This window comes from Iodobacter fluviatilis (genome assembly GCF_900451195.1).
Taxonomy (GTDB): domain Bacteria; phylum Pseudomonadota; class Gammaproteobacteria; order Burkholderiales; family Chitinibacteraceae; genus Iodobacter; species Iodobacter fluviatilis.
In genome coordinates this window covers 682,331-694,945 of record NZ_UGHR01000003.1, presented here as the reverse complement: position 1 = coordinate 694,945, position 12,615 = coordinate 682,331, and the positions used below count along the sequence as shown (strand labels likewise).

11 protein-coding genes and 2 pseudogenes are annotated in these 12,615 nt (G+C 46.1%); 3 read left to right on the top strand and 10 right to left on the bottom strand.

Annotated features, from left to right (window positions below):
- Positions 1 to 114 precede the first annotated feature (114 nt).
- The 9 genes and pseudogenes from DYD62_RS18540 to DYD62_RS18500 form a co-directional block, all read right to left on the bottom strand.
- A complete protein-coding gene (locus tag DYD62_RS18540) occupies positions 115 to 522 on the bottom strand; it encodes a hypothetical protein (RefSeq protein WP_115228861.1) in 408 nt (135 codons plus the stop codon).
- On the bottom strand, positions 523 to 2,841 hold the full coding sequence (locus DYD62_RS18535) for a hypothetical protein (protein ID WP_115228860.1): 2,319 nt from the start codon (positions 2,839 to 2,841) through the stop codon (positions 523 to 525).
- Positions 2,831 to 4,489, bottom strand: coding sequence for a hypothetical protein (locus DYD62_RS18530; RefSeq protein WP_115228859.1), 1,659 nt, complete (start codon positions 4,487 to 4,489; stop codon positions 2,831 to 2,833). Before DYD62_RS18530 ends, DYD62_RS18535 begins: the two co-directional genes overlap by 11 nt.
- The gene (locus DYD62_RS18525) at positions 4,486 to 5,802 is read right to left on the bottom strand and encodes a tyrosine-type recombinase/integrase (protein WP_207916811.1); all 1,317 of its coding nucleotides are present in this window, start codon (positions 5,800 to 5,802) and stop codon (positions 4,486 to 4,488) included. Before DYD62_RS18525 ends, DYD62_RS18530 begins: the two co-directional genes overlap by 4 nt.
- Positions 5,803 to 5,878: 76 nt before the next feature.
- Positions 5,879 to 6,034 (bottom strand): annotated as a pseudogene (locus tag DYD62_RS18520) (tRNA 2-thiocytidine(32) synthetase TtcA); the annotation flags it as partial.
- 266 nt (positions 6,035 to 6,300) lie between these two features.
- Positions 6,301 to 7,387: pseudogene (locus DYD62_RS18515) on the bottom strand (IS3 family transposase).
- A gap of 68 nt (positions 7,388 to 7,455) precedes the next feature.
- Positions 7,456 to 7,869, bottom strand: coding sequence for an OsmC family protein (locus DYD62_RS18510; protein ID WP_115228858.1), 414 nt, complete (start codon positions 7,867 to 7,869; stop codon positions 7,456 to 7,458).
- A gap of 61 nt (positions 7,870 to 7,930) precedes the next feature.
- Positions 7,931 to 8,557, bottom strand: coding sequence for an isochorismate family cysteine hydrolase YcaC (gene ycaC / locus DYD62_RS18505; protein WP_115228857.1), 627 nt, complete (start codon positions 8,555 to 8,557; stop codon positions 7,931 to 7,933).
- Positions 8,558 to 8,614: 57 nt separating this feature from the next.
- Positions 8,615 to 9,481: a pirin family protein gene (locus DYD62_RS18500; RefSeq protein ID WP_115228856.1), complete on the bottom strand. Its 867-nt coding sequence runs from the start codon at positions 9,479 to 9,481 to the stop codon at positions 8,615 to 8,617.
- Positions 9,482 to 9,603: 122 nt separating this feature from the next.
- Between DYD62_RS18500 and DYD62_RS24095 the strand changes: the two genes are divergently transcribed.
- Together DYD62_RS24095 and DYD62_RS24090 are read left to right on the top strand one after the other, a co-directional pair.
- Positions 9,604 to 10,071 (top strand): LysR family transcriptional regulator, encoded by a 468-nt coding sequence (locus DYD62_RS24095; RefSeq protein ID WP_233702969.1) that lies wholly within the window; start codon positions 9,604 to 9,606, stop codon positions 10,069 to 10,071.
- The gene (locus DYD62_RS24090; protein WP_233702978.1) at positions 10,071 to 10,508 is read left to right on the top strand and encodes a LysR substrate-binding domain-containing protein; all 438 of its coding nucleotides are present in this window, start codon (positions 10,071 to 10,073) and stop codon (positions 10,506 to 10,508) included. Before DYD62_RS24095 ends, DYD62_RS24090 begins: the two co-directional genes overlap by 1 nt.
- Before the next feature lie 59 nt (positions 10,509 to 10,567).
- Here the strand turns inward: DYD62_RS24090 and DYD62_RS18490 are convergent, their stop codons facing one another.
- Positions 10,568 to 11,305 carry a pteridine reductase gene (locus DYD62_RS18490; protein ID WP_115228855.1) on the bottom strand — a complete coding sequence of 246 codons (738 nt, stop codon included), beginning with the start codon at positions 11,303 to 11,305 and terminating at the stop codon, positions 10,568 to 10,570.
- 120 nt (positions 11,306 to 11,425) lie between these two features.
- Between DYD62_RS18490 and DYD62_RS18485 the strand changes: the two genes are divergently transcribed.
- Positions 11,426 to 12,583, top strand: coding sequence for a class I SAM-dependent methyltransferase (locus DYD62_RS18485; RefSeq protein WP_115228854.1), 1,158 nt, complete (start codon positions 11,426 to 11,428; stop codon positions 12,581 to 12,583).
- The last annotated feature ends 32 nt before the right edge of the window (positions 12,584 to 12,615 follow it).

Sequence of the window (12,615 nt, the reverse complement as noted above, 5' to 3'; positions counted from 1 at the left end):
AACATAATGAAGGCCGCAACCAGATGGTTTGCAGCCTTTCGTTTTTCGAAGATCGATATCGACAGATCGGCCTTAGCTGTCACCTGACTACAAAACTAAGGGCTATTCAGTTTTTTATTTGCTCATATCTTCCGGACGAGTCTTGATCAGAGCTCGTAAATCTAAATTCGGAATAGCTTTTGCATTAGCGAATATTCTTTCAATCAGGCGTAGCTGTTCTGCATTATTTTTTTCCAAGATTGAAATTTCAGCCTTTAAATGCTCTAACTGATCAACCAATTTGATGTCAGAAGCGGTAACCGATGTATACAAAGGTAGTGTTACACCACGAAACTGCGCTTTTTTCTTTTTGAAGCAGACATTGATGCCTGCATATGTGCACAACGTTTGCCGAGTGGTTTCAAGATCTAATTCAAGTTTAATTCGCTCAACCAAAGCATCCCATGTAAGTTTGCCATTCCACTTCGTTAAAATGACCTCAATTTTTCGCTGTTGCTGTGCCGATATTTTCGGTGCCGCCATTTAAGTCCCCTCCTCAGAGAGACCAAAGGAAGATAATAATGACTGCAATTGAGGGTTAGGATTTGATCCTTCCTCTTCGGAGCGATTCTCAATCAGCCCATGAAGGAGCCCATCAAAATCAGGCAAAACACATGGTGTATTACTAATTGCCTTTGTCTGCGGATTTGACAAATAAAATTCATATTTTTTCGCTGAGAAGCGAATTACAGTTCCCTCTTGGCTGGTTTTCATTAGATTAAGTAATTGCGACAAAATATAAGTATTACGTGAATGGGTAACATACCAACGCTGCATCGCTTGCGATACAGACAAGCGACGGTCAATAGAGACAGCCTCAAGCCTCAACTTTTGGTACGAGCAATCCTTTTCAAAAAGTTCAATCGCCTTAACGTCTCCCGCAATATAGCAAGCCTCAGGACACATAAAGCATTGAGAAACAAGGTCGTTTAAATAATCACAGGGCGTCACATTGAGGTCCTGTGTGCAAATGCCTGTGGATGTAATGCTCGCAGGGATATTAATTCGTTGAATTAGATCTTCTTGCGCAACAACTCGAATTTCCCGGCTATCATTTTCAGGCTTATTAAGTATGACGCGAACTCGATCAGCCCGCTCTTCGTGACTGGTATGGATGTACGTTGTCGTTTGTTCTGAGCTACGCCTCCCCGACCATGCAGTTATGATTTCATGAGGAATATTACTCAAATCTGCAAGTGTGTTGCCAAAGTGGCGCAGGCTGTGTGAACGAATTGCAAGCTCTCTTGAAAACCCATAATCTTCAAAAATTGACAGGGTTAATTTTGTTCCCGTTAGTTTGTCCCCTGCCAGCGAACCCAAACTACTTAAGGGAACTAAGGCAAACAGAGAGGCTTGAAACGCCTTGCCGCCAGATCCACGCCCACCGTGCCTAGCATAAACCCAATCCCCCCGTAAACAAAATAGTGCGTCTGCTAATCTAATACTAGATTCGCTAGATGTATAAGCATTTGGAAATTCAGGCAAGATCGTTCTTTTAAAAAATTCGATCCACCAATCTTGGATCTCACCAACAGTAGCTGTCAGCGCACCTGAGAAATCATCTGCTATTCGCTTTGAAAGATTCTCGTATCCAAATAAAAAAGGTAGGCTGGAAAAAGTACTTTTTCGTGTCAAAGACATGCTTAACCGATCACTTAAAGTCAAGGCATTAATCGGTTTATTTTCAAAAAACTGACCTCGTTGAACGTAATGCACACTAGAAAGATCAACACCTGATTTAAGAATTGGTACACAGTCTTCTATTTCATAAAATCCAAGTACATACCCTAAGGTAAAAAGATTCGGAGGCTTATTGAAATTCAGATGGACTTTTTTTCTCTCCTCGGCAACCTTGAAATCACCCAGCAGCGCATTCAGACTTAGTTGTGGGTTTTCATAAAATCTAGACAAAATCCTTATAGGCTCGCATTTGATGAAGAAAAAATTAATTGCTTTTTCAAATTCAGCAGCCAAAGCCCCAAGCACATGGGTTTTATTATCCTGAAAACCTTTACTACCTATCCAGTCAAGGTAATGAACGGATTCTCCATCACCCTCAGCATAGGTTTTTAGTCGCTGCTTTGGTAGAACAGGAACTTCAGCAGACAGTCGACTAGGGGATGCCAGACCCGCCAATGCGAAGGTAACAATCCAGGCATCCGTAATATTTACCTGCTCACCTTTATGCTCCGATCCATCTTCGTTTACATGCTTGAATACCTTAGTAAAAATGCTTCCCAATGCAATGAGGGACTCAATTGGGGGTAGTTTCATAATATTCTTATCAAACTCAGCATTTCCAGTTCTGTCCCTTCTGTCCTTTATAAAGGTGCCTTTAATCGCAGGTTGTCGCACCAATCCTTTGTCTAAACAAAATGTAATGAATGGCCGTAAACGATCTTCATAGAGAACAGGTAGGCTTTGACCACTGATAATCATGTCTGTTTGGGCGTAGAGCTCGCCCTCCATAACGGACAGCAATTTTCTAGCAATAGAAACACGAGCCTGTTTTTCACCTACTGAGATCGGCTCGTTTATCACCTCTATGATCCACACTTTGACTAGATGACTATATGGATATGGAAGGGCAAATTCAGGCTTATTGCCCGCATTACCTGAACCTTTTGCCCCATGACGACCACAAAGAAATCGTGTTTTTCGACCTGAATTTGGGTCAATATAAAACCAAATTAAATCGTCAAAATCCGCCCTTTTGCCATCTGCGCCTTCAAATTGAGAAAGAGTCTGTTTGCGATATTCCGCAATTAACAAATAAAGACGATCAAGATATTTATTTAACATTAATTCCCTTTTTTGTTAATAGTATTTCATCGCAAATATCGATGGTGAGTTTCACCCAGTTAATCTGTCTTTGTAACTTTTCAATACTTCGGGTGTGAAGCGGATTTAATAGCGCGCTCTTATTTATGCTCAATTTGTCCTCGGCCAGCTGCAATACAGCCCTGTGCTCTGCCTCCAGAATCGGGCGAAAATTTGGGCACCCATAGCAAGCCAACGGACGCCCCAGCTCCGCAGAACAGTTTCTGCACGACGCCTTAGATTTAACTCCGCCAATATCATTAAACTGCTGGTCCAGAACAACCTCTTCGCCAGCGGCTACTAAAGAAATAGCGCCTTTAAAAGCTTGCTTTAGAAACTCATTCCCGACATAGTTCTGGTCAATTAGCAGCCTTGATTGGTAGTCCATATCAATATAATGCCTTGCAGCAGGTACAGTGACGCCGGTAATCTGTGCCAGTTGTGTTGCTGGCAAGCCCTCTTGTGCCGCTCTTGTTAAAATGGTGTGCCTAATTCTGTTATTTGTTGCAATACAGCCAGGGTGCCGATCAGAAACTATCTTTACTGTCCTCAATGCCCTGGTTGGGGCCTGTTCGCCAACATGAAATGTCATTGAGCTATTGGTGAACATGCTCTTGAATATCTCTAATGAGTCGAATTTCGTACTAAACAGATCATTTGACAATAAAATTGGCATATTCATCATTACGCGAATAAGTTCTACCTGATCGAGATTTATCCCGCATGACTTTAAATGTAATGTAACGCCAGCCGTATATAATTTTTTATAATTAATGAGGACTGTAGATAGATCATTTGAGAGATGAAGCGGGTATCGCTCAGGAAATGCCCGAGGAGAGCTTCCACCTGTTTCTTTCGCGTAGAACACGCGAAGTTGAAGAGTTTGAATTCCCGTTGAACCAATCTGATCTGACTCTTTAATATTTGGATCGTTAAAACTCGCACCGGCGGGGATCAGATCCCTCCACTTCAGGATAGCAAGCTGAATTGGCCGCCTGGCAGTGGACAGCATTAGCTTGTTACTTACGCTATTGCGCAACTCTCCATATCCATAGCTGCTCCGTAAAAAGAACGAAATCTCCTGAGATACTGACCAATCAAAAGCTCGCAACTTAGCGTTGATCTCCTTAGCCAGAGAATCAAACTCAATATCGCTGAGAGCCCCTTTAGATGGATCTAGAGAATTAGACTTTTCTTTATCTAAATGGCTACTTGTAAATTTATGGTATTCATCATATTTCACGTGGCCTAGCTTCGATAAAGTCCCAAAAAATTGATTTAACCCTTTTTTTTGGTTTGTTTTTAACGCGCTCCATGCTGTTCTGAGACTGGTCAGTGTTGGAGTTCCATCCATTAAAAATGGCTTAGTATTGTGCACGATACCTACAGTTGTACTCGCACTTTTTGTTCGTACATACTGAATTAAAACTTCAAGAATCAATTTCTTATCTTCAACTGGCATTACGGAATCATGTATCCATCCCACCGAAATAGTACATCCCTTCCCCATATGCGGAAGTATCCTCCATTCGTGATCAAACACATTCACCGTCATCCCTGACTTGGCAGTCATCCATAACGGCTGTTTATGGGCCAAGCCTGCAGCTAAAAAACTATTCAAACCTATCATTGGCTATCCACCTTTTTTTGATGGGCAAAAGATATCTCTTTAGCTTTTTTCGCCAACCGTTTGTCGTTATAGGTCTGAGCCATAGCTGATGATTCTGACCAACCCATCGCGTATTTACGGATGTCTTCAAGCAATTTGGGGTCTATTGCCAGAGCTTCCCCCTGCTTGTCGAAGATTTCATTCCATTTGTGCCGTAACAAATGTGGATGAACGTAAAACTGAAGAGCATCAGAAAGCTTCTGAAAAATTGTGTTGATCGACTTCAATGAAATTGGCTGACCCAGCGTTCCACGCGAATCTTTTTCACTAATGAAAATAAAATCATGAGGTTGTTGTTGGGGAATATTGGCGCGAACTTGGTCAATATAGAGCTTGATCTGCCGCATTAGGACAGAGGAAATCGTCGCCAGATGTGCTTTTGTTTTTTGATTTGGCTTATCAAGTCTTGGATCTGTTGGATCGCCCCCGGATCGGTAAATAGATATTTGGTCAAATGAGCCTGAGAAATGGCAATCCGAGATTTTCAGTTTTGCCAAAGCACCTCGCCTTATTCCGGTCTGATACAGGACGGAAACAAGTAAATAGTTTCTAATTCTTGATCCCGTAAACGGATTATTGGGAGATGATGGCAATATCATTTCCAAAAGTCGCGCGAAGACTTCGTCGGGAATAACCGACTCAATGGGGTCTGCAACTCTCTGCGATCGATTCCTGCCTAGCCCTTCTTCATCTAATTTTATTTTCGAAGTTAGCCTATGAAAACGATTGGAAACGACTTCATCAACGCGATGTAAATCATGAAAATGCTCAAATAGCCATGTGCAGTACTCGCGAAACCTCCGAACCCGACCCTGTAGAGTTTCATTGGATACCTTCGCCATGCATTTTTGATTTGCTGAGATTATATTTCGCAATGTTTTATCGCTGATTTGTCGAAGCGATACCACATTACTGTCTATTGCATCCTTCTGAAGACAACTCGCATCATAGAATTGCAAGTATTCCTTCTCACTAACAAACTGCCCAGACGCCATTCTCGTTGGCAGATCTATACATTTGGAAGCAAATTGTTTGAGAACAAAGGTCAGCTCAACGGCTTTTCTAAGTTGCGTATTAAATGATTGACTTGCCAGAGTAGATAGATAGGCGCTGACAAAGGGGTCGAGCGGGCAGTCGCAATCATCAACGATCGCAACAAAAGATTTGTTATGAAATTGATATTTTTTAAGTCGGATTATTTGCAAAACATATCGTCCAATAAGCAGCACACTGCAAATATAGACAAGAACATCGAAATGTAAAGCAGAAACCATTAAAACGATTAATAGATCAACAACTTAAAACAGAACACCAAATAAAAAACCATTACAAAAAACTTATTGGCTACATTTTACCACCAGACAGACACACCATCACCTTATCGCCATCCTCAATCATATTGAAATGATTGATTGCATCACCCACATTGTGGCGTAAGCGTTTGGCGAGCTTATTAAAATTGTACTGCTGTTTTTTTTCCGCTTCGGAAAGAGTTGAATCAGTCATACGGGGCACCAATGCAGAGCAGGGCGCATCGCGCCCTGCTGTAGATTCTTGAATTAATGCGGATTTTACCCGATTCAGACGGATTACCGTAGATTCAGTACTATTTTTTCCCAATAAATCTTAACCACCAGCGCTAACAAGTGCAGCCAGCCCTCCATCCGCCGCCCTTTAATTCTATGCGGATTCAGGGCAGCTTTAGCAGGCATACCGAGTAAGCCAAGAGATTAGGTAATCCCCCCATTTTTAAGCTCACTTAAAAGTAGAGGCTAGGCATGTAATGCCAGTTTTTGTTTCGGGGTGATGCCGCCCAATCCCATATGTGGGCGCTCGTTATTGTAACTCCAAAGCCATTGCGTTGCGGTTTCTTATACTTCAGCAATACTTTCAAAATCATCACAAGCCAGCCATTCATATCGAACGGTGCGATTATAGCGTTCAATATACGCATTTTGCTGCGGGTTGCCGGGCTGAATATAGGCCAATTCAATCGATTGTTGTTCTGCCCAATTTTTTAATATGTGACTAATGTATTCAGGGCAATTATCAGACCTGATTCGTTTTGGTTTACCACGCCATTCAATAATTTGATTCAGGCTGCGTATGACGCGTTCTGCTGGCAAAGAGAAATCGACTTCAATGCCCAATCCTTCCCGATTAAAATCATCAATCACATTGAATAAGCGAATGCTACGGCCATCGGCCAATTGATCGTGCATAAAATCCATCGACCACGTTTCATTTTTTGCTGCTGGCACTGCTAATGGCTCTGGCGTTTCGCGTTCTAAGCGCTTTTTAGGCTTAATCCGCAGGTTTAACTCTAAATCGCAGTAAATCCTGTAGACCCGCTTATGATTCCAGTGCTTTTTCTTGACGTTGCGCAGATGCAAAAAGCAGAGACCAAAGCCCCAGTTTTTGTGTTCCTCTGTGAGCTGAACCAGAGAATCGGCGATTTTGGCGTTTTCGACATCCAACTTACGAATATAGCGATAGCAAGTCGTACTAATTGAAAAGCTGGTGCAAGCCGCACGAATAGACAAGGCCTTGGTTTCAACGGCCCAGTGAGCCATCTCACGACGCTGAGATGTTTCAGAGGATTTCTGACATGGCTTCCTTAATGATGTCTGCCTGCATTTGGGCTTCGATATACATCTTTTTAAGGCGCTTGTTTTCGTCCTCCAGCTCTTTCATCCGCGTCATCATGGAGACGTCCATGCCGCCAAACTTGGCGCGCCACTTATAAAAAGAGGCAGAGCTCATGCCGTGCTCGCGGCACAAATCGGGGACGGTTGAACCGGCTTCGGCTTGCTTTAAAATCGCCATAATCTGGCTGTCGGAATAGCGTGCTGCTTTCATGTAGAGCTCCTCAAACACTGCGAGAAAATTCTACTTAAAAATGAGCTGGTTTTGTGGGGGGATTACCATTACTCGCTCAAGCTGCTGCTTATTTCAATCGTGCCTGTTAGCAATTTGTGTATCGGGCAGGCATTAGCGATTTTTAGCAATTGCCCACGCTGCTCTGCACTTAAATCCCCCGTCAGGGTGATCTTGCGGCTGATCACACTATGCTGTGGAGCAGGCTTGCCATCAGGATTAAACTGCAGCTCAACATGCACGTCAGCAAGCGGCCACTGCTTACGTTCGGCATACATTTGCAAAGTAATTGCAGTACAAGAACCTAGGCTAGACAAAAGCAGATGAACCGGCGAAGGCCCGGCATTAGCCCCGCCCATTTGAACAGGCTCATCTGCCAACCAGTGATGGCCCAACTCGTCTGAAACTGAAATGGTGTACGGCGTACTCCCCGTCTTGGCCGTAACTGCGATCAAGCTATCCATATTAACTCCCATTTTTCGGCACGATTAAGAGGGCACAATTAAATGCCCCCTTTTTTACGGATTACTTAGCTGCAGCAGCCTTGCTATAGCTTGAAATCAAATTACGATAATCAGGAATATGCTTGGAGAACAAAGCACCCAAGCCATCAATATCATTACGCCAGTCACGGTGTAGCTCACCTGCCACGCCAAACCATGTAGTGAGTTGCGCTCCTGCTGCAGACATCCTATCCCAAGCCGCCTGACGGGTAATATCGTTAAATGTGCCAGACGCATCTGCCACAACAAACACCTCATAACCCTCAGCCAAGGCGGATAACACGGGGAATGCAACGCAAACCTCGGTTACAACTCCTGCAATCAACAACTGCTTCTTGCCCGTAGCCTTAACCGCCGTAACAAAATCTTCGTTATCCCAAGCGTTAATCTGGCCGGGGCGGGCAATATAAGGCGCATCAGGAAAAATCTCTTTTAGCTCAGGAACAAGCGGGCCATTAGGGCCATCTTCAAAGCTCGTGGTTAAGATAGTTGGCAGCTTAAAATACTTAGCCAGATCAGCCAAAGCCAGCACATTATTTTTAAATTTATCCGGATCAATATCGCGCACCAAAGACAATAATCCTGCTTGATGATCGATCAAAAGAACGGCAACTTGGTCTTTATCTAGGCGTGCGTAAGATGTACTCATGGTGTTTTCCTTAAAATTGATCATTTATTTTCATTCATTAAAAAATAAGCCCTGCAGTTAAACAGGCATTTGCCCAAACTTGCCGCTATTGAAGTCAGCCATGGCCTGAATGATTTCTTCCTGTGTATTCATCACAAACGGCCCGTGCCCGACGACAGCCTCATCAATCGGCTCACCACTTAACAACAGCACCACGGCATCGCTATTGGCCTCGATCGCCACGCTGCTCCCCTCACGATCTAGCAGCACCATTTCTGCTTCATTAGCCACGGTATTGCCATTGACCGATATCGAGCCGTGCAACACAAAGAGCCCCGCGTTCCAGCCCTCTGGGATCGCCAAATCACTGATGCCCCCCTGATTCAGGCGTAAATCCAAGACATTCATCGCGGTAAAAGTGCGAGCAGGGCCGGTTTTTCCATCGTACTGGCCTGCAATCACACGCATCGTGCCTGCTGCATCTGGCAAGGCAAGCGTTGGAATCTGCTGATTAACGATGGCTTGATAGCCCGGATCAGTCATTTTGTCTTTGGCAGGCAGATTGACCCAAAGCTGAACCATCTCCAATACGCCGCCCGAGCGGGTAAACGCTTCAGAATGAAACTCGTCATGCAAAATACCCGAGCCAGCGGTCATCCATTGCACATCACCCGGGCCAATCACGCCGCCATTGCCTGTGGAATCCCGATGCGCCACTTCGCCTTTATAAACAATCGTCACCGTTTCAAAACCACGGTGCGGATGCTGACCCACACCAGCAGGCTTGGCTGATGCAGGAAACTCCGCTGGCCCAGCGTAATCCAGGAGTAAAAATGGGCTTAAATGTTTGCCATGATTTGAATAAGAAAACATAGAGCGCACAGGAAAACCATTACCAACCCAATGCTGACGGGGTGCGCTGTAGAGGCCGAGAATCTTTTTCATGTAAATCTCCTTGCTGGCTGGACCAAAGTTGAACAATGCAGAAAGCATAAACTGGGCAGGTTTTGCTGAATAGAGCGTAAAATTCAGACTCATAGTCCTATTTTTAGAACGACAAGGCAGATATGCAGGATTTAAATGACCTTTACTACTATGTGCAGGCTGTAGATCATGGTGGCTTTGCCCCTGCCGGGCGGGCACTCAGCATTCCCAAATCCAAATTAAGCAGGCGGATTGCCATGCTTGAGGAGCGATTAGGAGTAAGGCTAATTCAGCGCTCCACACGGCAATTTTCTGTAACCGAGCTGGGTCAGACTTACTATGAGCACTGCAAAGCCATGCTGGTAGAGGCAGAAGCGGCGCAAGACGTGATTGAGCAAACACAGACCGAGCCATGCGGTGTCGTGCGGATGAGCTGCCCCATTGCCCTGCTGCAAGTGACCGTTGGCCCGATGATTGCAGACTTTATGGCTCAACACCGCCGCGTGACTGTGCAATTAGAAGCTACCAATCGCCGGGTCGATCTCATCGAAGAAGGCATTGATTTAGCCATCCGGGTGCTACCGCCCCCATCAGGAATAGTGATCTGGTGATGCGTAAATTGGGTGAGCGTAAACAGTGCTTAGTAGCCAGCCCTGCACTGCTGGCTGAAAAAGGGATGCCCGAGGTTGCCGCAGACTTATCAGCCTGGCCCAGCCTCGCCTTAGGTGTGCCACAGCAAGAATTTATCTGGTGCTTATTGGGGCCAGATGGCGCAAAAGCCGAAATTCATCACCGCCCCAAGCTGATTTGCAACGATATGATGGCCTTAAGAAACGCCGCACAAGCAGGCATTGGCATTGTGCAACTGCCCATCATGATGATGCGTGAACAACTGGCAGAGGGCTCATTAATACCGCTGCTCCCCGGCTGGGCCCCAAGGCAGGAAATCATTCATGCGGTGTTTCCATCCCGACGCGGATTACTGCCATCAGTCCGCGCTTTGATTGATCACCTGACGCAGTGTTTTGCCCTGCTGAACGAAGATTAGCCCTCTTCAGCCTTCAGGCTGAGAGCCTCCAATATGTGGAATACAAACCTCCTTCCTCATTACAACACCACGCTCCTTCCGCCATCCACCGGCAGGATAACGCCGGTTAAATAAGGCGCATCCAGCAAAAAGTGAATCGCCTGAGCCAGATCTTCGGGGCTGCCGTTGCGGGCCAGAGGAATGGTATCGATGATGCGCTCACGCTCGGCATCATCAAACACAGACTCCCCCTCCGGCCAGATATTTGCACCAGGGGCGACAGCATTCACGCGTACATCGGGAGCCAAGTCTCTGGCTAAAGACTTGGTCATCGCCACAAGGCCCGCCTTGGCAATGGTATAGATAGTGTGGTTTTTATAAGGACGATCGGCGTGGATATCGGTGATTGAGACAATCACCCCGCCCGTTTTTCTAAGCTCGCTGGCAGCGGCCTGCGCTAAAAACAAGGGGGCCTTTAAATTAGATCCCAGCAAATCCAACCATGCCATTTCGCTGAATTCACCAATCGGTGTTGGAAAAAAAGATGAAGCGTTATTGACCACCGCATCTAAGCGGCCAAATACGCTAATCGCAGCAGATACCAATTCTGGCAAGCGCGTAGTATCCAGTAAATCTAATTGCACCAGCGCAACCGATGCCGGGCGAGTGGCATTCAGCTCATCGGCCAGCTGCTTTGCCGCCATAACAGAAGAACGATAGTGCAGCAGCACGTTCCAGCCACGGGCGTGCAGATACCGGGCCAGCCCCGCCCCCACCCTTTTGGCTCCGCCGGTAATTAATACGACTTTGTGTTGCATACTCACCCCTTGCCCCATGCTTCATTTCCCGCACCAACGGCACTCAATACCACTTTGTGCTGCATATTCTCCCCCCGCCCCATACAATATTGTTTTTATGCCCGCGATTTTCCCGCCCTCATGACTAATCCGCAACTCCCAACGCCATCTGATGAGGCGCTGCAAGCCAGCCAGGCCTTAATCTTACATATTTGCCAACAGATTAAGGAATCAGGAGGCTGGATTTCTTTTGCCGACTATATGCGTATGGCGCTGTACACGCCTGGCCTTGGCTATTACAGCGGCGGCGCGGCTAAATTTGGCGGAGCGGGCGATTTTGTTACCGCTCCGGAAATATCGCCGCTGTTTGGTACCTGCATCGCCAATACACTGGCGCATGCTTTACAAGAGTGTGGTGGTGATGTTTTAGAAATTGGCGCGGGTACCGGCCAGCTTGCCGCGCAAATCTTACTGGAATTAGAGCGCCTTGAAGCCTTACCCAGCGAATACTATATTCTGGAGCTATCAGGTGAATTACGCGAGCGCCAGCGCAAAACACTACAAACCCTTGTGCCGCATCTGGCCCACAAGGCCAAATGGCTGGATGAGCTGCCCAAGCAGTTTGTCGGCGTCATGGTCGGCAATGAAGTGCTCGATGCAATGCCTTGCGAGCTGGTGCGCTTTGACGGCTATAACTGGCTGCAATGCGGTGTGGTTGAAAATGACAATGATCTGGCGTTTGAGCATCGCAGCATCGAAGATTTGCGCCTGGAAGTCGCATGCGAGCCCTTCCCGCATATCCCACAGTACACCACCGAGATTCAACTGGAAGCGCAGGGTTTTATTAAATCGCTGGCCGCAAGCCTGCAATTTGGCATGATTTTGCTGATTGATTATGGCTTTCCGGCTGCCGAGTTTTATCACCCAGAGCGCAGTATGGGCACGCTGATTGGCCACTACCGCCATCACAGCATTCACGATCCTTTCTTTTTACCCGGCCTAACAGACATCACCTGCCACATTGATTTCTCTGCTATTTATAATGCCGCCGATCAGGCGGGCCTGAGCCTTGAAGGCTACACCTCGCAAGCCAGCTATCTGATTGATGCAGGCATTTTAAACCGGGCCGCGCAAATGGAAGTTGGCTCTGTGGAATACCTAAGAATGTCGACGGCCTTACAAAAACTAACCAGCAATGCCGAAATGGGCGAGCTGTTTAAAGTGATCGCTTTCTCTAAAGAACTACAGGGCAAAACAGCGCCGGGGCTGGGTGGGCGAGACCGCTCGGGCGAGCTTTAAGTAAAATTTGCCCCTATATTGAGGAGAGACAA